Below are 21,412 nucleotides of genomic sequence, written 5' to 3'. Positions count from 1 at the left end.
TCATCTTCCTTTCTGCTAAGCGAGAAGTTCGCGTCCCGCTTGCATAACCTGATTGTATCGACGATAATCGATAATGAAAAATACATCTTACTTCATATCATTCATTCCGTTGAGTATATAAGGAGGATGGACATGGAGCTGCTGCAGCTGCATTATTTTCGCACGGTGGCGAAGCTGGAACATATGACGAGAGCGGCGGAGGATCTGCGGATCGCGCAGCCCGCGCTCAGCAAGACGATCGCCCGCCTCGAGAAGGACGTGGGCGTGCCGCTCTTCGACCGGGAAGGCAGACAGATTCGGCTCAACGCCTTCGGCAAAGCTTTCTTGGCGAAGGTGGATGCCGCGCTCCTTCTGCTGGAAGAGGGGCAGAAGGAAGTGTCGGACTTGGCGGGCCTGGAACATGGCAGCATTCATCTGGCGACTTCGACGCTGGACCGGCTGTCGGACCCGCTTAATGCCTTCGTCGCGCTCCATCCCCGCGTGAACTTCCGGATTACTCAGGGGGCGATGTGCGAGATGGCTCAGCTGATGGAGGCCGGCGAGGCCGATCTTTGCTTTACCCCGATGCCGATGGAGCGAACGAATCTCAGCGCGGTATCCGTGCTTCGCGAGGACGTGTATCTGGCGGTGCCTCCAGGGCACCGGCTGGCCGGCCGGAAGAGCGTAAGCCTGAGCGAGGCGGAAGGCGAGCCGTTCATCGGGTACAAGGAAGGGTTTCAGTTCCAGCAGATGAACGACGCGTTCTTCCGCGAGGCGGGATTCGCGCCGAACTTCGTCTGCCGGGTCGACGAGGCGGCATCCATCGCCAAGCTCGTCGCCGCGGGACTCGGCGTGGCGCTGGTCGGCAATTGCGGCGGCGCGCAGTCGCGGCTGAATCTGCTGGCCATCGAATCGCCGGCGTGTCAGCGGCACTTCCGTTTCGTATGGAACAATAAGCGTTACTTGTCGAGGGCGGCGCGCGAATTCAGAGACTTCGTCGTGGCGTATTTCGCCAATGATGCGGCGGCAGTCGCGAGCGCAAGCCGGTGATCTCGATGATTCGGAGCTTTCCCTGAGGGAGAGCTCCTTTTGGGCGTCCCATCAGTATGAATGCATAGACGATGACGGTCAGGTTAGTTCGGCTTGCGCCAGCGCCGAAAATAACAGGAAGCGGCTAAGATACGGGTCTAGAACTCTCCTATGCTTGCTCTAATAAGATATTGGTGTATCGCGATATCCAAAGGAGGCATGCATATGGCCATCAAAAAACACGGGGCGCTGCGGAAATCGGGGAAAAGCACCGCGAAGCCGAAACCGCAGCGTCATGTCCATGAGTTCGAAGGAAGCACGCAATTGGCGGAGGAAGGCGAGGACCGGCACAACCATCGGTTTGCCGGCGTAACGGGCCAAGCGATCAAGGTCGGCAACAGCCATGTTCATGAAATCGATCTTACGCATACCGACTTTCTCAACCACTTTCATAATTTGAAAAAAATAAGAACCGGGCCTGCGATTTCGGTGGGCAACGGCAAGCATGTGCATTTCGTAACCGGACAGACGACGTTGAGCGACGGTCACGTGCATCGGTTCAATTTTGCCACGTTGATCAACTCGCCGCTTGTACCATAAACACGGTCTGCAAGTGTCGTGCGCATTTTCATAATCTAACGTGAAAAAGACGCTTCCCGTCCGCAGCAGGCTGCAAAGGAAGCGTCTTTCTTTCATCGTTCATAGGCTCTGTGGTCTAAGCGAGCAGAAGCGAATAGAGAATCGCCGCAAGCTCTTGGCGATTGAGCGCCCGCTTGGCGTGGAACTGATAGATGCCGTTCTGCTGCGTGACTTCGGGACCGTGCAAGCCCAGCTGGATCGTCCGTCTGATGGCGTCGACCGCCCACTTCCCGGTGTCCGGCGCGAGCTTGATCGCAGGATCGCCCGGCTCCTTGTAGCCCGTGAGCTCGAGCAGGCGGCTGACGATGACGGCGGCTTCTTCGCGCTTAATCGGTCGGTTCGGTTCGAATTGCTTCTTGTTGTTGCCGGTCACCAGGCCGAGCTCGGCGGCGCCTTGGATTTCGGCCACGTAAGGACTGCCGGCGGTGTCGGCGAAGGCGGAAGGATTGGCGGATGGCTTCAGGGCGAACCGTTTCATGACCGCATGGACGAACTCCGCGCGGCTGACGGACGCGGTCGGGTTGAACGCGCTGCTTTCGTCCCATTGTCCCAACGTCTGCAAGGCGAGGATCGGCTCCGCATACGGATGGTCCGCCGGGACGTCCGCGTAACCTGCCGGTGTCGGCAGCTTCGCCATGTAGCTGGTGGGATTGTTGTATTTGGCATACGACACCTGTCCATCGGCAGCCAGCTTGAACGCCATCGGCACGCCTTTCTCGTCGACGAAGAGCGAATCGCCGACCTGCTTCAGCGTCTGCTTGCCGCCGATCGCGTCTTTCACCGCCAGCGTGCCGTCGCCCGCAACCTTGACATGCGTCAGCAGCACGCCGACTCGCAAGTCTACGTAGATGCCTTCGAACTTGCTTAGCTCCGCGGCTGCTTGCGGTTTGAACCCGGCTTCGCCGTAGACATCCTTCTTGCCGCTGTAATAGTGGTCCATGAACGCCTTGTACAATTCGTCGCGGATGCCGTCGCCGTTGGCGTTATACGTAACGAACACGCCGGTCTTCTGATCCGGCAGCAGCCAGACGAGCGAGCTGTAGCCGTCCAAGTCCCCACTCTTGGTGATGACATGCTGACCGTTTGTGCCTCCGGGTACGAACGGCGCTTCGAACCCATAAGTCGTATCGGGCACCTGCTTATGAATCGAGCTGCGGTAGACGGACATCGCTTGGAGGGAGGCCGGGGTCAGAATGACGGTGCCGTCCGGCGCTTTGCCGCCGGTCAGGAAGGCGTTCATGAACCGGCTCATGTCCGCCGCGGTCGACAGCATGCTGCCTTCCGGGACCGCTCTAGGGGACAAGTAGTAGAGCGGAATGAGCTTCCCCTCGGCGTCATATGCGGAGGCTAGGCGCTCCTCGAGCTCCTTCGGCTGGATGAAGCTTGTGGAAGTCATGCCGAGCGGTTTGAAGATATGCCGCTCCATATACGACTCGAACGGCTCGCCGCTCGCCTTCTCGACGATGTACCCTTGGAGGCTTGAAGCGAAATTGTCGTACATGTAGGATGTGCCGGGCTCGCGGACGACGGGCGGGAAGACGAGCTTGATCTGTTCTTCGAGCGTCCGGGGCTTCTGCGCCGGGTCGCTCAGGATGTTGTCCGCGTTCGGCTCGCGCACCTCGAAGCCGGTCGTATGCGTGAGCAGCATCTCGATCGTGACCGGCTTGCCGAACGGATTGACGACTTTATAGCCGCCGAGGTACTTCTCGATATTATCCTGCAGCGAGATCTTGCCTTGCTCGACTAGCTGCATGACAGCGGTCGCCGTGAATACTTTGGATACCGACGCGATCCGGAAGACGGTCTTCTCCGGGTCGACCTTGGCGCCGGATGCCTTGTCGGCCACGCCGTAGCCTCTGCTGGCGAGCACCTTGCCGTCCTTGACGATGCTAACGGCAGCGCCATTGGCCTTCGCTTTCACGCTCGCTTGAGCGAAGAAGGAGTCGAGGAACGCCTCGACTTCCTTGGCGTCCTTGGGGCCGAGGCTCGCGGGCATGGTCGCAGTGGAGCCGGCGGCAGCGGTCAAAGGCACGGAGGCCGGAGCGGCGGTGGCGGCAAGCGCCCCGGCTTCCAAGGATAACGTAACGATAAGGGCGGCGGTTAGCAGACGAACGGCATGATGGCGGCGAAACGTAGACATGAATGAATCCTCCGATCAAATATGGGATTACGCAAAGGCATCATCCGCCCCGAGAGGCGGATGTTTCATCTGGCACAACCACATTTTACGAGACCCACTCTCGGCTGTAACCCGTCTCGGGACTGATATTGGAAATATGTAGAAGATGTAAAATACCACGAAAGCGGTATGGCGCGGCGCGTACGAAGCGGCTATAGTTGGGGGCAAAGCATGCGAAGGAGTGTCGCTCATGTCCGAATGGTTGGCGCCGGATTTCGATTGCGTCGTCATGACCGATTCGTCGGGGAAAATGTTCAGTTACGGCGACCGTCTCACGGTCGTCGATAAAGCGTCCTACGGGCTAACCGAAGTGGTGGCCGTGCGCAAGCAAGGCGAGAATTACGTGCTCGGAATGGGCATTTACTTTTTGGCCGCGGGAGCGCACAACCGCATCGTCCTTGTCCCGGAAGAAAGGCAAGCGACGCCGTTCCGGATACAGCCCGGAGGGGAACGGACATGGACGATCCAAGCAGCCGGAACCTCGGCCTTCATGGCTCCGGGCGACGATGGCGAGATATTCTTGAAGGATGCCGGCGCGCCGCCCGCGTACCGGTTCGAATCGGTGCTGGACGCCCTGCGGCACATGACCTTCGGATGCGAGTGCCATCATCATGACGGGCCCAGCCCGCGCGACTTGAAGTGGGATGACAAGGGGCACCGGTTCGTCGTGGGCACAGCCGTCGAATTGATCCGCAGCCGCAGCGAAGAACTCCCTTATGCCGGCCTGTTCCTGCGCTTCTGGGACAACAAGGAATTTCGGGACGCGCTGTATCAAGGGCTGCATGATTGCGACTATAAACAGCCGTACGTCGGGACGATGATGTTCATGGGCTTTTGGCAGGAATCGTACGATAGCCACTTTTACGACCCCGATACGAAGCAGTCCTACAACAAAGGCGCGCTGTTCGGCGGCCGCTCCAAAGAGAATGCGCTGGAGCGCTGCCTGCACTATCGCGGCAAGCATCTCGCGTTAGCGGCCGAGGTCAAAAAGCTGCTGCTGCAAGGGCATGGTTTTCGGCGGGGACACCTCGCGGAAATCGGCTATTCGCTCGGACTGGCTCTGCACTATCTATCGGACCTGTCGCAGCCGATGCATGCGGCCAACTTTACGAACGTCTTCGGCGAAGACCAGGACCATCCGATTCCGATCGTAACGGTCCGCGACCGCCGGCATTCTAATTTCGAGCATTATTTCGACGCGCATTACCCGGCTTATTCGCATTTTGCGGAAGACGCCCGGACCATCCGCCTCAACCAAGGGGCGAAGGTTACGCCCGAAGCGATCATTCACGGATTGGCACGCCACTCCAAGGACGTGTATAAACAGAAGTTGGAGCCGATCATCCGGAATATGGAGGACGACGAGGCGTTCGGACCGGAGGTGGATGAAACCTTATATGCCTGCATTCCGGCCGGCATTGAAGCGGTCGCGTCCTTCCTCGTGGATTGGACCGCCGACTTCGGCGAGGGTTCGAGAACGACTTTGGACATGATCTATCGCCAGCTGTTGTTTCGTCCCGCGTCCGAGCAGGAATACGAGCGCGACCGCGCTTCGCTGCTGGACGGAACGCGGACCGTCAAGGACGTGGTCTACCAAACGGCAATTTCACCGGATTATCGGTTCCACGGCGTCACCGGCAGAAGCTTCGAAGAAGCGCTGGAGCGGCTGCTGACGATCCTGCTGCATCGTTCCTTGCGCGAGGGCGACCGCGAGCGGTTCTACGTCGAGCATGTGGAACGGGATTGGGAGCTTGTCGTCCGCAAGGTGATGGATTCCGCGGAATATACGGACCGGTACGGCACCCGGCATTTCCCCTGCCCGGATATCGCGAAGTTTCCGCGCACCCGCGGATTCGGGGGTACCGAGGGCACGTTCTTCGCCGATAACGTATATACGGCACGACGTATCGCCGCCCTGACGATCCGTGCCGGCCACGTTATCCATTCCATCGCGGCCGAATATGAGGAAGCGGACGGGCGGGTCGCCAAGCAGGAGACGCATGGTGGGGCATCGGGTACGCCGCATCGGATCGAATTTGAGCCGGGGGAGCATATCACTCGAATTACCGGATACGGCGGTACGGTCTCGGCCCGTCCCGAACGGCGTATGGTCGTCCGGCAGCTGACGATTCGGACGAATCGACGCACGTACGGACCGTTCGGCGGACCCGGTGAAGGGTATTCGTTCCGAATCGATTCGGACTCGGTGCTGGGGCTGTTCGGCCAAGCGTCGAAGGATGCGCTGGATCAACTCGGACTGTTCGTCGCCGTGCCGGAGTCCACGACCGAATGGATACGCGGTCCGGTGTACGGGTTAGACGAGGGCATCGCGTTCAGCGATCCGATCGCGGAGTCGCGGCGTCTTGCAGGGTTTGCCGTTCGCCATGGCGTCTATAAGCCGCTGAAGGGGAACAAGAAATTCGTGTTCGATATCGTCGGACTGCTCCGGTCCGAGAACGGCTCCGGCATGCAGCGCATGTGGAGGCAGGCGAAGGCGGGCGTCGTAGAGTCGTTCGGCTTCGACGAGGACGAATATATCGTGCGCATCACGGGAAGAAGCGGCAATTGGATCGATCAGCTGACGATTCATACGAATAAGCGCGCGTACGGGCCGTTCGGCGGCGACGGCGGCTCACCCTTCGCGTACGAGTGCGCCGAAGACGTGGAAGGCTTCTATGGCAAACAATATTCGGGCAGCCAGGATGTGCCGATGCTGCAATTCGGATTAATACTCAAACAAACCGGAGGGCAATCTGGTTCCTAAACGGCCGGTTACCGCTTCCACTGCGCGGTCGCATGTTCTTCCGATCAAAACAAAATAGGCTTACCCTTCCTCATCCCGGGATGAGAAAGGGTAAGCCTATTCGTCGTGGCTGCGATTCGATTACAGCTCGATATCGACGCCGATGCTGTCCAGTCGGCCGGATTCGCGGATGAAGGCGGCGACGGCTTGATGATCTTCATTGGCCGTATAGGCGTCAAGCGCCTGCCGATTCTCGAAGCGAACCAAGAGAACGACCTGATATTCTTTGCTTTTCTCGGCGATATTCAGTCCGGCTTGGATCTCCACGATGCCGGTCAGGACTTGTTCCAACGCTTTGAAGCGGCGGATAACCTCTTGCAGCTGCTCTTTCGTGGTCGTGTCGGCGAATTTGAGTAGGACGGTGCGTTGAATCATGGGATAGGCCTCCGTTTTTGTCTACCATTCTACAGGCGAATGCAAGCAAGATCAATGCCCGAACGCGAAAAGGCAGGCACGCTTCCGATCGATCGGAAGAACGCCCGCCTGGCGCGGCGGTTCGGCATTAGCGATTTGCGGCAGCTGATATGGCGATGATGTATAGCCGCCGCCGCTGCCGCATCGGCATGCCGGTCCTACCCCTCGTGCCCGCCGAACATCGTATGCGCGTAGAAGACGCCCGCGCCGTAAGCGCCGGTGTTGGCGACCGTAACGTCCATGACCGCGTCGTACGTCGCTTGGCGCGCCCAGTCGCGCTGGTACTCGAGCATGACGGACAACCAGGTAACCGGGATCGCGCCGGCTTGGATCATGCGCTGCACGGCCATGTCGTGGGCTTCGGTCGTCGTGCCGCCGGAGGCGTCGGTGACGATGTACACCTCGTAGCCGTCTTTGATCGCGGAGATCGTCGGGAATGCGAGACATACCTCGGTCCACAGCGCGGCCATGATCAGCTTCTTGCGGCCGGTCTGCTTCACCGCCGCGACGAAGTTCTCGTCCTCCCAGGAGTTCATCGACGTACGGTCGATCGGCTTATATTCCGGGAACACCTCTTGAATATGCGGATGAATCGGGCCGGAGAACGTCTCGGCGGCCACGGTCGTCAGCACGATCGGGGCGTTGAACACTTTGGCAGCCTTGGCCAGGCCGACCGTGTTGTTGATGATTGTCTGGCGGTCGCCGCTCTGCGTGCCGAACAGCATTTGCGGCTGATGATCGATTAGAATAATGGCCGAATTGTCCGGCGTAAGCAAATCTTCTTTCGCGTTGAACATGAAGTTCCCTACTTTCGTTATCGAGATGGATACAACCCGCGGATCGCGCCGTGCTGTATGTCATTCATACTAGGGAATCCAAATGTATCCATCAATTCCGTATTTTCTATAGGACCGATAGGGGGAAATTATAGTTTCCCGCGGGCGGCGAACTATAAAAGCTGCCTATGTTTCGTATAGAGAGAACCGTATTGATGGCGCTTCAAGCCGTTGACTAGAATGAGAACTATCCGGAATACGAGTACGATCCGGCCGCATGCGGCCGGCGGGCATAAGGGAGGTGTTCACCCATGTGGGGATCCATGTTATTGGCGCTCGGAACGGGAATCGTGATCGGCGTCGTCTTCCAGACGCTTCGCATTCCTTCGCCAGCGCCGCCGTTTCTGGGCTTGCTCGGCTTGCTCGGCATGTTCCTGGGGCAGCGCCTGATCCCGTGGATCAAGCTTTGGTTGTCCAGCAAATAGCCAGATTATTGACGAAGAGGAGAATAATCATGACCGAGCAAACACGGTTCGAAGAAGCGGATCTGCTAATTTACAATGCCCAAGTCGTCACGATGGATGACGCGAATCCGACGGCATCCGCCGTCGCGATCAAGGACGGACGGTTCCTGGCGGTCGGCCAGGACGCCGAGATCATGCGCCACAAAGGGGCCGCGACGCGCGTCGTGGACGGGCATAAGCGGATGCTGATCCCCGGTCTTAACGATTCGCACATCCACCTCATCCGGGGCGGGCTGAACTACAATCTCGAGCTCCGCTGGGACGGCGTGCCTTCGGTCGCGGACGCGCTGCGGATGCTGAAGGCGCAGGTCGACCGGACGCCGGCGCCGCATTGGGTGCGGGTCGTCGGCGGGTGGACGGAGTTTCAATTCCGGGAGCGCAGGATGCCGACGCTCGACGAGATCAACAAGATCGCGCCGGATACGCCGGTGTTCATCTTGAACCTGTACCGGCAGGCGTTCCTGAACAAAGCGGCGCTGCGCGTCGTCGGGTACACGAAGGATACGCCTAACCCGCCGGGCGGCGAGATTCAGCGGGACGCCGCCGGCAATCCGACGGGCATGCTGATCGCCCGGCCGAACGCGACGATTCTGTACGCGACGTTAGCGAGAGGGCCGAAGCTCGGATACGAGGATCAACTGAATTCCACCCGGCTGTTCATGCGCGAGCTGAACCGGTTCGGCGTCACGAGCGTCATCGATGCGGGCGGCGGCTTCCAGAACTATCCGGACGATTACCAGGTGTTCGAGGAGCTCGACCGGCGCGGCGAGATAACGGTGCGCACCGCCTACAATCTGTTCACGCAGAACCCGAACAACGAGCTGGACGATTTCCAGAAGTGGACGGCCACTTCGCAGCCGTATACCGGCAGCGCTTACTACCGGCATAACGGGGCTGGCGAAATGCTCGTCTACAGCGCCGCGGACTTCGAAGATTTTGTCGAGCCGCGTCCGGAACTGCCGGCCGTCTTGGAGAACGATCTGTACGGCGTCACCCGCCACCTCGTCCAGCAGCGGTGGCCGTTCCGGCTGCACGCGACGTACGGCGAGTCGATCTCGCGCTTCCTGGACGTGTTCGAACGCGTTAACAAAGAAGTGCCGTTCAAGGATATCCGCTGGATCCTGGATCATGCGGAGACGATCCATGAGCGGGATCTGGAGCGGGTCGTCGCCTTGGGCGGATCGATCGCGGTGCAGAGCCGCATGGCGTTCCAAGGGGAATATTTCGTCGACCGCTACGGGGCGGAGGCCGCGGAGAACGCGCCGCCGATCGCGAAGATGCTGACGGCGGGCTTGCGCGTCGGCGTCGGCACGGACGCGACCCGAGTCGCCAGCTACAATCCGTGGGTGGCGCTGTATTGGCTCGTGACGGGCAAGACGCTCGGAGGCTTGAGTCTATATCCGGCGTCCAACCGCGTGGAACGCCACGAAGCGCTGCGCATGTACACGGCGGGCAACGCGTGGTTCTCCAAGGAGGAGGACGTGAAGGGGCAGATCAAGGCTGGCTATTACGCGGATTTGTCGATAATCTCGGATAACTTCCTGAACATCCCGGAGGAAGCGATCAAGAAAATCGAGTCGGTGCTCACGGTCGTCGGCGGCAAGATCGTCTACGGCACCGAGGAGTTCCTGGCTTTGTCGCCGCCGGCGCCGAAAGCTAGCCCGGACTGGTCGCCGCATAACTACTTCGGCGGCTATTACAAGCAGCCGGCATACGGCGGGGGCAGCGGTCAGGGGGAGCAGGCGCTGCATCAAGGGCATCACCATCACCGCCATCGCGGCTGCAATCACCATCACGGCAGCGGGTTCTGCGACCTGGATTGCTTCGTGTTCTAAGTTAGTCGATGCGGGGCGTATCGCGCAGGCCGTTGGCAAAATGGCGCTACAAGGACTTATCCCTGTAGCGCTATTTGCCATTTGCGGTCCACCGCTGCTTTCTTCAGCAGAAAAAAACGCGCCTGAACCATGGCGGTTTTGCGCGTTTTGTCGGGACGAATACGGTGTCAGAGCGGAATGTTCATAGCGGTCTGAATATTTTGCAGATCGAGCCCGATTTGCTCCGGAGTATGGTAGGGATGGTATAGGCCGCGCTGCATCATGTAGTTCAATATCTTCTCATGGGAGTCTATAGCTTCATCAAGCTGTCTTGTCAAAATTTGCTTGATTTCGGGGGTGACGCATTCGGTTACGGCCATGGCGTAGTTTCTGACTCCGCTCTTGGCGTTCATCAAAAAATCCATTGCGATCACGTCGTCGGTCAGCGTATGAAGCCCTGTCATGTGTTCTAGTATTGTGTTCATGTTTTATCTCCTATAAGGTCGCTTTAGACAGCACGTCACTGAGTTCCTGAAGCTGCTGCTGTGATAATTGTGCGTCTTGCTGCAAAATTTGATTGAGCTCCGGGTCGGTTACCAGAGCTTGCATGGTTTTGGATTTGGTCATGCAAACGGTCTTGAACGCGGCGATTTCATGAACCTCCAGCGTCTCATGCAAAGCGTAATTGGAATTCATTCGGATTGTCCTCCCTGTATTCACCCTTATTCAGGGCTTTAAGATGACTTTGATGCAATTGTCCGTTTTCGTATCGAACACTTCATAGCCGCGCTTGGCTTCGCTAAGCGGAATGACGTGCGTAACAATATCTCCCGGGTCTACTTTGCCCGACGTAACCAACTCGTACATATACGGCATGTAGTGAATGACCGGGGCTTGTCCGGAACGGATATTCACGTTGCGCTGCATGATGTCGCCGAGCGGGAATCCGTTATAGCGTCCGCCGTATACCCCGGTAACTTGGATGGTCCCGCCTTTGCGGACAGCCTGAGACGCAATGATAAATGCGCTCATGGTGCCGCCTTGCAGTTTCAAACCGCTGGCTAAAAATTCGAGATCGCTCATCTTGCCGTCCATTCCTACCGCATCAATCACGACATCGGCGCCGCCTTTGGTCATTTCTTTGAGCGTGTTGCCGATATTCTTATCCTGTTCGAAGTTTACGATTTCCACATGGTTCGTTCGCTTCGCATGCTGTAAGCGGTAATCGACATAGTCAACGGCGATGACCCGCTTTGCTCCCTTCAGCCAGCAGAATTTCTGGGCCAGAAGCCCGATCGGACCGCAGCCGAGAACGATGACCGTATCTCCATTCTTGACGCCGGAGTTATCTACGCTCCAGAAAGCCGTCGTCATGGTATCGGCGATCAAGCTCAGATTTTCGTCCGGTTGCTCGCAGTTTTCAGGGATTTTGAAGTGGGTAAAATTAGCGAACGGAACGCGTAGATACTCGGCTTGCCCGCCAGGGTAACCACCGGTCGTGCCGGAGTAGCCGAAATAGGCGCCCATATCCCCGTGTTCGTTTGAATTGTCGCATTGGCTTTCCAACTGATTCGTACAATAAAAGCATTGTCCGCATGCGATGTTGAAAGGGATGATTACCCGGTCGCCTTTCTTGACCTTGGTCACGCCAGGGCCTACTTCTTCTACAATCCCCATCGGTTCATGCCCGATGACATAGTCTTCCTGAAGGTTAGGGATCATCCCGTGAATCAGGTGAAGGTCCGAACCGCAAATGGCGGAACTGGTGACTTTTATAATCATATCGTCCGGTTTTACAATCTTCGGATCCGATACCTCTTTGACCACGACATTTTTAATCCCTTGATACGTTACCGCCTTCATGCTTTATGTCCTCCAATGTGTTCATCTGGGGTCCGATCAAACATTCCTTTACGCGACGTATCACCCGGGAACAAATTCATCTGCCCGATCATCACCGTATTTTTCGCTGAAAGCTGATCGAGTTGGTACTGTTCGTTCAGCTCGTAAGGATGGAACCATTTTTTGCGAATCATCAGCTCCGTGATTTCTTGGTGCAGGGCAATTCCCTGCTTAAGATGATTGCGCAGCAGCGTTCTTACATCGGGAGAAGCCGTTTCCGTCAGGGCAATGGACAAATTTCGTACACCTTCCTTGGCACGGAGAAGGAAGTCCGTAGCAAATGTCATATCAGCCATCTCCGGCATATTTAACGCATTAATCGGGTCTAAATAATCAGTATTCATTGGCGCTCCCCTTTAATGAGTAATAGGTGTCGGGCTATTCGGAACAGGCGCTTGGAATGGAGCTCTTGCGTAGATGGCCTGGAGCTCGGCGATCTGTTGCGTGGATTGAATGACGTCCTTCTGCATTAACGCTTTCAGCTCTTGGTCAAAGACCAAGCCTTGCATAAGTTTTGACTTAGCCAGGCAGAGCGTTTTGAAGTTTAACGCTTCATGCAGTTCCATCGATTCGTGTGGCGCTAGCGTTGGCGTATCCATTGAGTCAGTATCCTCTCCTTTCTTTTATCAGATTTAGCTTTTCCTGCGCTTTGAATCCTATACAATCATGAATGGCGGTAATGTGGGGTCCGAATATTTGCATGCACTCGTAAGAATATAAACAAAAGCTCAACCGCATACTTATTTCTGTTCAAGTTAATTTGATTTTGCTTAAGGAAGGAGGACTTACCTTGCCCAATGAAAACAAAATTGATTTAGCCACCGAGCATGCAAGAAAACCGGCGGAAGGTGCACTTCTTCAATCGAGCGGAGACATGCTGGAGCAGCATGCATCTAGCGCGGTGTCTGAGGTGCAAACGGCTTTAAATCAGGCGCTAAGCTCGATAAGCGAATCGAATGCGGCAACAAATTCGCAAGCGTTGGAGACGGCCCGGCAGCAATTGACCCGAGCAGAGGATTTTTTAGATCAAGCGCAAACTTCGGCAAACGCATTACGTCAGCCGGACCAACGCAGCGAATCATGATAAGCGCGAAGGGGCAGTCCAAAAGTCAACAAAAAGAAGCCTTCAATTCCACTTTAATAGTGGTTTTGAAGGCTTCTTCTCTATCTTTCATATCCCCGCTTTTAAGAAACGTGTCATGGCTCGTTCTATTGTTTTGCCGTTTCCGCGCGTGCCAGGGTCCCGAAGTAGATCACGCAGAACGCTCGAGTCATCAGGAAGGTGAGGAAAATCGTAGCCCACGACCAAAACCAGTTCCAACGAATATACCGAATCAGATCGGTATATTGTTCGATAAGCACCTCGACCACTGTAAGTACAGTAGTGAATAATACATAATAGCCGAATTGAATCCAGCGCCCCCGATGGGACGGATAATACGCGTTAAACACCGCGCATATCATCGGATAGGCCATATATTCGTAGGTGAAGCTCGTCCGGCTAACGTCGGCAAGCTCCCTTACGGGATAGGCGAGAAGTTGGAGTTCGACCACGACATGACCGAAAATACACGTCATATACTGTTTGAACAAAAAAGCGACCATCGCCAATCGACGTTTCTGCCGCGGGATGATGAGAATCAATAACAAGGAGAGGATCCACACGGAAACGATAATGCCGTATTGCAGCAGCAAACTCATCGCTCGCTCGCTTCCTTCCTGAAAACGTTGCGGTCTCTAAAGAACCGGCTCACTAGAACGTGGACGGATAGGAATATAATCGATAACACGATCGCCATCAGACTCCAGTGAAAATGAACATAATCCACTAATTTGGTTTTTGCGGCTAACTTTCCGTCGATTAAGGTGAGCATTGAAATCCAGACTGCAAAGTAAAAACACGCTGTCCATTTATTCGCACGAGGTCTATAGATGTAATACAGGCCGCTCGCAACAGGCGTCCACACCACTTTGGACGTGATATTCAGATCTGAAGCTTTGGGGAATTCACGCAACGGGTAGGCCACCAAATCAAAGTGAACGAGCAGCACTTCTACTACCCATCCAACAGCCTGACACACAAGAAAGCACAACACAAATTCATGCGCTTTTGCTCTTGGAACAAGAAAAAAGATGGTTGTTATACACACAAACCAGACTAGCAGCAATATATTTCGTTCCATGTCCATGGCCATAGCTTGTACAAGGAAGGAGGCTCCTATGTATAGCGTACTTCTTAATATTCATGCTCTCGCGCGAGGAACTTAGGCGACAACACCATCGTTTACTCGTTGTCGTTATAGACGCTACATTCAGTCATATAAATAGGTGATAGCACTTCGAACCTGTTGAGGAGGGTTTTATACAAGTGATGTTACCGAGCGAAACGTATTTTGGTAAGTTTGAGGCGGTTTTTCTGTTTTATGGCGCCATGCCTACGGGCGTAACTGTTTCCGAGAACGGGCGTATCTTCATTTGCTTCCCGAAATGGGGAGACGACGTTAAATTTACGGTGGCTGAAATCGTTCACGATACATTACAGCCTTATCCTAGTTTAGAAGCTAACGTGGTAAGCCCGTCGACTATCACAACGTCCTTCATTAGCGTTCAAAGTGTCGTTGCGGATGGAAAGGGGACGCTTTGGGTATTGGACACGGGGGCTCCTAATTTCTCGGCACCCATCAAAGGGGGAGCGAAGTTAGTCGCTGTAGATTTAAATACAAATACCATAAGAAAGGTATATACATTCACGGATGATGTTGTCCTGCCAACGACTTATCTGAATGATGTCCGATTTGATTTTCGTGTTGGTAAAGCAGGTTATGCTTATATAACGGATTCTTCTTCGCGAGGACCGGGAGCCATTATTGTCGTTGATTTAGAAACGGGCTTTGCCTGGAGAAGGTTAAACGGAGCATATTCGACTTCGCCCGATCTTTTTTTCTTGCCGAAAGTTGAAGGTAAAATCCTGATGAATCGAAACAAAGACGGATCTACTTCGCCCTTTAGATTGGCATCCGATGGGATAGCGATTTCTCCGGACGGCAAGATGTTGTATTTTTGTCCGCTCTCCAGCCGTCAACTATACTCGATTTCAACGGAAGTCCTAAGAGACCGCACGATACCGGATATGAATGTACAACATCACGTGAAGTATTGGGGAGAAAAAGGCGCATCGGATGGAATGATCACCGATGCAAAAGGAAATGTTTACGCCGGAGACTATGAAAATAATAGTATTCGAAAGATATTGCCCAATGGAATCATGGAAACCATCGCGCATGATCCGCGACTTTTATGGCCGGATACTTTTTCTATTGGTCCAGATCAATACTTATATTTCATCGTGAACCAATTACATCGGCAGGCAAGATTTCATTATGGTAACGACCTGCGGGTGAAGCCTTATAGTTTACTCCGTATGAGAATAGACGAACCGCCTGCTCCTACCTTTTAATATGATGCTGACGTTGAGGGCATCCCGTCGTCATCGATGCATGACAGCGGGATACCTCGGCATTCTGCTTTAGTCGTTAAGCCGAATGCTGCGCCTGCCCATGCGCGGCAGCCGGAGCTTCCCCCAGCCGGATGAACATCGGCACGACCGTGCTCAAGGCCAGCAGTCCGGCCAAGACGAGGAACGTGAACAAGTAACCGCCCAGATCCATCAGGTATACGGCCACAATCGGGCCAAGCGACGCGCCGATGAACAGCATGAACATATGGAACGATACGGCGACCGCACGGATGTCGCCCGCAAGCTGGCCGATCATCGAGATTTGCGCCGGCAGTGCCATTGCGACGCCTGTGGTGAAGACGACGCTCGTCACGATCAGGAAGGCGAGATTCGGCCAGACGCCGAGCAGCCCCAAGCCGACGGCGGCGAGCGCCAATCCACCGCATAAGACGGGCTTGATGCCGAATCGGTCGACGAGCTTGCCGTCGAAGGGCGAGATGAACATGCCGATGATGCCGACTGCCCGTACCCATAGAATTTCCTGATGGCTCATGCCGAACGTCGGACCGGACAGATAGCTGCCGAGCGTCGAGAAGTAGCCGACGAGCGCGGTGAACAACGTGCCCGAGATGATGTAAGCGATAGGCAGTCCTCGGCGACGGAAAATATAGCCGATCCGGGCGAATGGGGCGAAGAATCCGCCCTGCGGCGAGCCGTTCTTGTCGCCCGGAATGCCGAAGACGATCGCGACGAACGACGCCAGATAGACGGCGGACAGAATGTAGAACACGTACGACCAGTCGAACGACAACACGATCAAGCTGCTGTACAGCTGTCCGACGATGCTGGCCATCAGGAAGGCGGTGCTGATAAAGCCGATGATCGTCACGCGCTTCCTGGCCGGGAACATCTCCATCGCATATGCGAGCACGGAGGGCGGGAACATGGAAGCGGCAAGACCTTGCAGCGCCCGCAGCGCGATGAGCCAAGGCAGGGCGTCGACCGTGCCGATCGCAAGGGTGGTGACGCTAAGCAGCGCAAGTCCCGCCATCATCAGCTTCTTCCGGCCGTAACGGTCGGACAACACCCCGAATGCCAGGCCGCCGCCGGCGAAAGCGAACGAGAACGCGCTGCCTGCCCATGCGGCTTGCGAGGCGGAGACGCGGAAGATGTCCGCGAACAGCGAGATAAGCGGGATCGTTAAGTAGACGGCGGACACGACGATTAAGGAACACCAGAACAGAATGGCGGTCGCTTGCGGTTTCGGCGCATCCGCGGCCGATTGTGGATTCAAGGCATAGCCTCCTTCTCTAGACATTAACCCCATCTTATGCCCCGCCTATAACGCGATCAATATCGCTCTCTCTATACTTCGTATAGCCTTGATTTATAGCTAAGTCTCATGAGAATTCGTATGTCAGCAAGTGTGACAAAGGGTATAGGCAACCGTCGTAAGGCTGTGATATAGTGGTCCCTGCAAAATACTGTTAATTCCGAAAGGGGACTTTTCGCATGTCTAGCCAACTGCCGCAAGTACTGAATACGCAAATCGCCAACTGGAGCCTGCTCTTCACGAAGCTCCACAATTTTCACTGGTACGTCAAAGGCCCGCAATTTTTCACGCTGCATCTGAAATTCGAGGAGCTGTACACGGAAGCGGGGCTTCACGTGGATAACCTGGCGGAGCGGCTGCTCGCCCTGGGCGGCAGTCCGGTGGCGACGCTGCGCGAAATTCTGGAGCTGGCAACCGTGCGGGATGCCGAGGGCGGCGAGTCGGCGACCGGCATGGTAAGCGCGATCGCGGCAGACTTCGGACGGATCGTGGACGAGCTGAAGGACGGGATGCGAATCGCGGCCGAAGAAGGCGACGAGACGACCGGGGACATGCTGCTGGCCATTCATAGCTCGGTAGAGAAACATGTGTGGATGCTCAAGTCGTTCCTCGGTTAATCATCCGGGAGCCGAATACAGACGAATGGGAAAGCCGGGCGCAAGCCCGGCTTTTTGGCATTCCGCGGGAGGGGTGCCAAGCTTCCGGCTCTCTCGCGCTATAGCAAATCGTAATACTTGCTATAGATAGAACGGAATTGTTCGTTCTCGGGGATATCCCTATAGTAGACATCAAAACAATTGGGGAGCGATGTGTCTTATGCGGCAACAAACGGCAGGCATACACCATATTACCGCCTTCGTCAAACACGCGCAGGCGAACGTAGACTTCTATGCCGGAGTGCTGGGTCTGCGGCTGGTGAAGAAAACGATTAATTTCGACGCGCCGGAGGTGTACCACCTGTACTTCGGCAATGAAGGGGGCAGTCCGGGGACGATCATGACCTTCTTCCCGTATGCGCAAGCCGCGAAAGGGCGGATTGGCGGCGGACAAGTCGGGGTAACGACTTTTATCGTCCCGGTCGGGGCGCTGGCCTTCTGGCAGGAGCGGCTTACGCGGCTGAATGTTCCATTCGCGTCAGCTGAGCGGTTCGGCGAGACGTACCTGCAGTTCGAGGATTACGACGGCTTGAAGCTGGAGCTCGTGGAGCGGGAGGATGGCGCGCCGAGCACCTGGTCGTATAGCGGCATCCCGGCCGATCGGGCGATTAAGGGCTTCGGCGGCGCGGTCTTGTACAGCACAGCGCCGGAGAAGACGCGTCATGTGCTGGAAGACGTGCTCGGTCTGGAGCTGGAAGCGCAGACCGAGACGCTCGCGCGATATAGAGCCACGGGCGATCTGGGCAATCGCATCGACGTCAACGTGGAGCCGATGGCGCATGGCGTTGCTGGGGCGGGCACGGTCCATCATATCGCATGGCGGGCCAAGGATTATGAGGACCACGAGGCCTGGCGCACGAACGTGGAACGCAGCGGTCATCATCCGACGCCGATCATCGATAGGCAGTATTTCCATGCGATCTACTTCCGCGAGGAAGGCGGCATCTTGTTCGAGATCGCGACGGATCCGCCGGGATTCGCGAATGACGAGCCTGCCGACCGGCTGGGGGAGACGCTGAAGCTGCCCGCCTGGTTCGAGGAGGAGCGCGAAGCGATCGAGAAGAACCTGCCGCCGATCGTCGTCCGCGAGCTGGAAGGCACAAGATAACGAAGGAGCTGTTACGCATGAGTAAAAATGTCGCAAGCAAAGTGGTCCTGGAGGAAGCCGCACGGCAGTTCGTGGAAGCGACGGCCAATCCGCCGTATTTGTTCGATCTGGGACCGGAGAAAGGGCGCGAGACCGTCGACGACGTGCAAAGCGGCGACATCGCGAAGCCGGCTGTCGATATCGAGGACTTGACCATCCAAGGCGGACCGGGCGGGGAAGTGTCGATTCGCATCCTCCGCCCGCAGAACGCGCCGGCGAAGCTGCCGGTTATCCTGTACATCCATGGCGCGGGCTGGGTATTCGGCAACGCGCATACGCATGACCGGCTCGTCCGCGAGCTGGCCGTCGGCGCGGAAGCGTGCGTCGTATTCCCGAATTACAGCCTGTCTCCGGAAGCGAAGTACCCGACCGCGCTCGAGGAAATCTATGCCGTTCTGCAATGGATTGAAGCAAGCGGCGAAGCCCAAGGGATGGACACGGAGCGCCTGACCGTCGCGGGCGACAGCGTCGGAGGAAACATGACCGCGGTTATCGCGCTGCTTGCCAAGGAGCGCAAAGGACCGAAGATTCGCAAGCAGCTGCTCTTCTATCCGGTCACCGACGCGGGCAACGACACGGGCTCCTACCACGAATTCGCGACCGGCTACTTCCTGCGCCGCGACGCGATGGCTTGGTTCTGGGACCAATATACGACGACGGCAAGCGAGCGGGAGACGATCTATGCTTCGCCGCTTCGCGCGACGAAGGAGCAGCTGGCGGACTTGCCGGAGGCGCTCGTCATTACGGCGGAGGCCGACGTGCTGCGCGATGAAGGCGAAGCGTATGCGAACAAGCTGCGGGAAGCCGGCGTTCGCGTCACGACAGCCCGGTTCCAAGGCATTATTCACGACTTCGTCATGCTGAACGCGCTGGCCGACACCGCGGCGGCGCGAGGCGCGATGCTGCTGGCTAATGCTTGGCTGAAGGCGTAAATGCCGCGAGTCCGAAGCTAGACAAGCTAGGCGCATCCTCCGCAAGGCAGCGCAACGCATATCTTGCGGGGGATCGTTATGCGTTCGTCACGTTTCACATACACATGATCTTTAGGAGGAATCGACAATGAGCCAACCATTCATGAAAGCCGTCCAGGAAAGAAGATCGTACTACGGCTTAAGCAAAGATCGCGTCGCTTCGGAGGAGCGCATCCAGGCGATCGTGAACGATGCGGTGAAATACGCGCCGAGCGCCTTTAATTCCCAGAGCGCGCGCGTCGTGGTCCTGTTCGGCGAACAATCCGACCGGCTGTGGAACATTACGCGGGAGTCGCTCCGCCGCATCGTGCCGGAGGCGCAATTCGGCCCGACGAACGAGCGGATGAACGCTTTCTCGGCCGGCTATGGCACCATTCTGTTCTTCGAGGATCAATCGATCGTGGAAGGGATGCAAAATCAGTTCGCGACGTATGCCGACAATTTCCCGATCTGGTCCAACCAATCGTCGGCGATGCTGCAATTCATTATTTGGACGGCGCTCGAGCAAGAGGGATTGGGCGCTTCGCTCCAGCATTACAATCCGCTTATCGACGAGGAAGTGCGCAAGACGTGGGACCTGCCTTCCGACTGGAAGCTGATCGCCCAGATGCCGTTCGGCAAGCCGACGGCGCAGCCGGGCGAGAAGGATTTCCATCCGCTGTCCGACCGCGTCAAGTTCTTTTCATAATTTAAGAGAACATTCAAAATGTCGCCAATTGATCACGAAGCAGCGATTTTTTGAATGCGAATTTTAAGGAGGTTACTATGGGTAAAATCGCGATTTACGGCTTCGGCCGCATCGGAAGGCAGCTGCTGCGCGCGGCGCTTCAAAATCAGCTGTTCGTGCCGTACTCGGTATCGGACATTAAAGACGAGGCGACGCTGGCCGCGCTCTTCGAGGTCGATACGAACTACAAGCGTTGGCCGGAGCCGGTGAAAGGGCAAGAAGGGCGCTTCGTCATCGGCGACCGCGAGATCGTCTATCTCAATGCGGCCCAGGAAATCCCCGACTGGGCGGCGCTCGGCGTCGATTTGGTCGTCGACTGTACCGGACGCGCGGTGACTCGGCCTGTCGCGCAGCTCCATCTAGACCGGGGGGCGAAGCGGGTATTAGTCAGCGGACCGAGCAAAAGCTTGGACGATTGCGACGCGGTGCTGCTGAAGGGCATCAACCTGGATAGCTTCGATCCGCAGAAGCACAAGATCATCAGCATGGCCAGCTGCACGACGAATGCGCTGGCGCCCGTCGTCAAGCTCGTGCGCGAGAACTTCGGCATCCGATACGGCTTATTCTCCACCGTCCACTCCTACACGAACACGCAGTCGCTGACCGACCAGCCGATGAAGGACCGCCGGGATTCCTGGGCGGCGGCGGAGAACATCATCCCATCCTCGTCGGGAGCGGCCAAGGCGCTCAAGTTCATTTGGCCCGATCTCCAAATTACGGGCAAAGCCTATCGCATCCCGACCCGTACCGGCAGCATCGCGGAGCTGAACCTCGTCACCGAGAAGCCGTGCACGGCGGAGCAGATCAACGATATGTTCATCGCGGCGGCAGTGGAAGGCGAGCTGAAGGGCGTGCTGGACGTACTGGAGGGCGAATGGACTTCCGCGCGCATCGTCGCGGATCCGCACTCCTCGATCATCGACCTGCCGCTCACGCACGTACAGGGCGAGCTGTTGTCGGTAGCCGCTTGGTACGACAACGAGTGGGGCTATGCGTCTCGACTGGCGGAAGTCGCGGCTTATTTGGCGGAGAAAGGTTAACCGGCACTGCACATATCGGGCA

Annotated in this window: 23 protein-coding genes; 12 read left to right on the top strand and 11 right to left on the bottom strand. The window is 56.6% G+C overall.

The genetic code is table 11. The features are described 5' to 3' along the window. The first annotated feature begins 132 nt into the window (after nucleotides 1-132). Nucleotides 133-1,029: a LysR family transcriptional regulator gene (locus ACFFSY_RS10055; RefSeq protein ID WP_377493358.1), complete on the top strand. Its 897-nt coding sequence runs from the start codon at nucleotides 133-135 to the stop codon at nucleotides 1,027-1,029. A gap of 204 nt (nucleotides 1,030-1,233) precedes the next feature. Further along, the gene (locus tag ACFFSY_RS10050) at nucleotides 1,234-1,608 is read left to right on the top strand and encodes a YmaF family protein (protein WP_377493356.1); all 375 of its coding nucleotides are present in this window, start codon (nucleotides 1,234-1,236) and stop codon (nucleotides 1,606-1,608) included. Nucleotides 1,609-1,723: 115 nt separating this feature from the next. Here ACFFSY_RS10050 and ACFFSY_RS10045 read toward each other — a convergent pair whose 3' ends face one another. After that, nucleotides 1,724-3,787: a serine hydrolase domain-containing protein gene (locus tag ACFFSY_RS10045; protein ID WP_377493354.1), complete on the bottom strand. Its 2,064-nt coding sequence runs from the start codon at nucleotides 3,785-3,787 to the stop codon at nucleotides 1,724-1,726. A gap of 229 nt (nucleotides 3,788-4,016) precedes the next feature. Between ACFFSY_RS10045 and ACFFSY_RS10040 the strand changes: the two genes are divergently transcribed. After that, the gene (locus tag ACFFSY_RS10040; RefSeq protein ID WP_377493352.1) at nucleotides 4,017-6,590 is read left to right on the top strand and encodes a jacalin-like lectin; all 2,574 of its coding nucleotides are present in this window, start codon (nucleotides 4,017-4,019) and stop codon (nucleotides 6,588-6,590) included. Between the two features lie 120 nt (nucleotides 6,591-6,710). Here ACFFSY_RS10040 and ACFFSY_RS10035 read toward each other — a convergent pair whose 3' ends face one another. Both ACFFSY_RS10035 and ACFFSY_RS10030 read right to left on the bottom strand, forming a co-directional pair. Then, nucleotides 6,711-7,004 (bottom strand): Dabb family protein, encoded by a 294-nt coding sequence (locus ACFFSY_RS10035; protein ID WP_377493350.1) that lies wholly within the window; start codon nucleotides 7,002-7,004, stop codon nucleotides 6,711-6,713. Nucleotides 7,005-7,201: 197 nt separating this feature from the next. After that, nucleotides 7,202-7,840: a hydrolase gene (locus ACFFSY_RS10030; RefSeq protein ID WP_377493348.1), complete on the bottom strand. Its 639-nt coding sequence runs from the start codon at nucleotides 7,838-7,840 to the stop codon at nucleotides 7,202-7,204. A 290-nt stretch (nucleotides 7,841-8,130) separates the two neighbouring features. Between ACFFSY_RS10030 and ACFFSY_RS10025 the strand changes: the two genes are divergently transcribed. Further along, nucleotides 8,131-8,304 carry a DUF1427 family protein gene (locus ACFFSY_RS10025; protein WP_377493346.1) on the top strand — a complete coding sequence of 58 codons (174 nt, stop codon included), beginning with the start codon at nucleotides 8,131-8,133 and terminating at the stop codon, nucleotides 8,302-8,304. Between the two features lie 29 nt (nucleotides 8,305-8,333). Next, the gene (locus ACFFSY_RS10020) at nucleotides 8,334-10,178 is read left to right on the top strand and encodes an amidohydrolase (RefSeq protein ID WP_377493344.1); all 1,845 of its coding nucleotides are present in this window, start codon (nucleotides 8,334-8,336) and stop codon (nucleotides 10,176-10,178) included. Between the two features lie 167 nt (nucleotides 10,179-10,345). Here the strand turns inward: ACFFSY_RS10020 and ACFFSY_RS10015 are convergent, their stop codons facing one another. Genes ACFFSY_RS10015 through ACFFSY_RS09995 form a run of 5 tightly spaced genes read right to left on the bottom strand, consistent with a single transcriptional unit; the run spans nucleotide 10,346 to nucleotide 12,658 of the window. Next, a complete protein-coding gene (locus tag ACFFSY_RS10015) occupies nucleotides 10,346-10,642 on the bottom strand; it encodes a spore coat protein (protein ID WP_377493342.1) in 297 nt (98 codons plus the stop codon). Nucleotides 10,643-10,652: 10 nt separating this feature from the next. Then, nucleotides 10,653-10,853, bottom strand: coding sequence for a hypothetical protein (locus ACFFSY_RS10010; protein WP_377493340.1), 201 nt, complete (start codon nucleotides 10,851-10,853; stop codon nucleotides 10,653-10,655). 30 nt (nucleotides 10,854-10,883) lie between these two features. Continuing rightward, nucleotides 10,884-12,020, bottom strand: coding sequence for a zinc-dependent alcohol dehydrogenase (locus tag ACFFSY_RS10005; protein ID WP_377493338.1), 1,137 nt, complete (start codon nucleotides 12,018-12,020; stop codon nucleotides 10,884-10,886). Then, nucleotides 12,017-12,403 (bottom strand): spore coat protein, encoded by a 387-nt coding sequence (locus tag ACFFSY_RS10000; protein ID WP_377493336.1) that lies wholly within the window; start codon nucleotides 12,401-12,403, stop codon nucleotides 12,017-12,019. The genes ACFFSY_RS10005 and ACFFSY_RS10000 overlap by 4 nt, the downstream gene beginning before the upstream one ends. Before the next feature lie 12 nt (nucleotides 12,404-12,415). After that, nucleotides 12,416-12,658, bottom strand: coding sequence for a spore gernimation protein GerQ (locus tag ACFFSY_RS09995; RefSeq protein ID WP_377493334.1), 243 nt, complete (start codon nucleotides 12,656-12,658; stop codon nucleotides 12,416-12,418). Nucleotides 12,659-12,849: 191 nt separating this feature from the next. Here ACFFSY_RS09995 and ACFFSY_RS09990 point away from each other — a divergent pair, with 191 nt between their 5' ends. Then, nucleotides 12,850-13,143 carry a hypothetical protein gene (locus ACFFSY_RS09990; RefSeq protein WP_377493332.1) on the top strand — a complete coding sequence of 98 codons (294 nt, stop codon included), beginning with the start codon at nucleotides 12,850-12,852 and terminating at the stop codon, nucleotides 13,141-13,143. A gap of 125 nt (nucleotides 13,144-13,268) precedes the next feature. Here the strand turns inward: ACFFSY_RS09990 and ACFFSY_RS09985 are convergent, their stop codons facing one another. Together ACFFSY_RS09985 and ACFFSY_RS09980 are read right to left on the bottom strand one after the other, a co-directional pair. Beyond that, complete coding sequence (locus ACFFSY_RS09985) at nucleotides 13,269-13,760, bottom strand: CBO0543 family protein (RefSeq protein ID WP_377493330.1); 492 nt, start codon at nucleotides 13,758-13,760, stop codon at nucleotides 13,269-13,271. Then, on the bottom strand, nucleotides 13,757-14,242 hold the full coding sequence (locus ACFFSY_RS09980) for a CBO0543 family protein (protein WP_377493694.1): 486 nt from the start codon (nucleotides 14,240-14,242) through the stop codon (nucleotides 13,757-13,759). The genes ACFFSY_RS09985 and ACFFSY_RS09980 overlap by 4 nt, the downstream gene beginning before the upstream one ends. Nucleotides 14,243-14,430: 188 nt before the next feature. Here ACFFSY_RS09980 and ACFFSY_RS09975 point away from each other — a divergent pair, with 188 nt between their 5' ends. After that, entirely contained in the window at nucleotides 14,431-15,516 is a 1,086-nt protein-coding gene (locus tag ACFFSY_RS09975; RefSeq protein ID WP_377493692.1) for an L-dopachrome tautomerase-related protein, read from the top strand. A gap of 76 nt (nucleotides 15,517-15,592) precedes the next feature. Here the strand turns inward: ACFFSY_RS09975 and ACFFSY_RS09970 are convergent, their stop codons facing one another. Then, complete coding sequence (locus ACFFSY_RS09970) at nucleotides 15,593-16,810, bottom strand: MFS transporter (protein ID WP_377493328.1); 1,218 nt, start codon at nucleotides 16,808-16,810, stop codon at nucleotides 15,593-15,595. A 218-nt stretch (nucleotides 16,811-17,028) separates the two neighbouring features. Between ACFFSY_RS09970 and ACFFSY_RS09965 the strand changes: the two genes are divergently transcribed. From ACFFSY_RS09965 to ACFFSY_RS09945, 5 genes are all read left to right on the top strand, one after another. Then, entirely contained in the window at nucleotides 17,029-17,466 is a 438-nt protein-coding gene (locus ACFFSY_RS09965) for a Dps family protein (protein ID WP_377493326.1), read from the top strand. Between the two features lie 199 nt (nucleotides 17,467-17,665). Beyond that, complete coding sequence (locus ACFFSY_RS09960) at nucleotides 17,666-18,613, top strand: ring-cleaving dioxygenase (protein ID WP_377493324.1); 948 nt, start codon at nucleotides 17,666-17,668, stop codon at nucleotides 18,611-18,613. Nucleotides 18,614-18,630: 17 nt separating this feature from the next. Beyond that, nucleotides 18,631-19,584, top strand: coding sequence for an alpha/beta hydrolase (locus ACFFSY_RS09955; protein WP_377493322.1), 954 nt, complete (start codon nucleotides 18,631-18,633; stop codon nucleotides 19,582-19,584). 127 nt (nucleotides 19,585-19,711) lie between these two features. Continuing rightward, entirely contained in the window at nucleotides 19,712-20,311 is a 600-nt protein-coding gene (locus ACFFSY_RS09950) for a nitroreductase family protein (protein WP_377493320.1), read from the top strand. Nucleotides 20,312-20,388: 77 nt separating this feature from the next. Further along, nucleotides 20,389-21,390: a type I glyceraldehyde-3-phosphate dehydrogenase gene (locus ACFFSY_RS09945; protein ID WP_377493318.1), complete on the top strand. Its 1,002-nt coding sequence runs from the start codon at nucleotides 20,389-20,391 to the stop codon at nucleotides 21,388-21,390. The last annotated feature ends 22 nt before the right edge of the window (nucleotides 21,391-21,412 follow it).

This window comes from Paenibacillus aurantiacus (genome assembly GCF_042431225.1).
Lineage (GTDB): Bacteria > Bacillota > Bacilli > Paenibacillales > Paenibacillaceae > Paenibacillus_Z > Paenibacillus_Z aurantiacus.
Note: the sequence above shows the minus strand (reverse complement) of the source record. Positions and strands in the feature narration are given on the sequence as shown.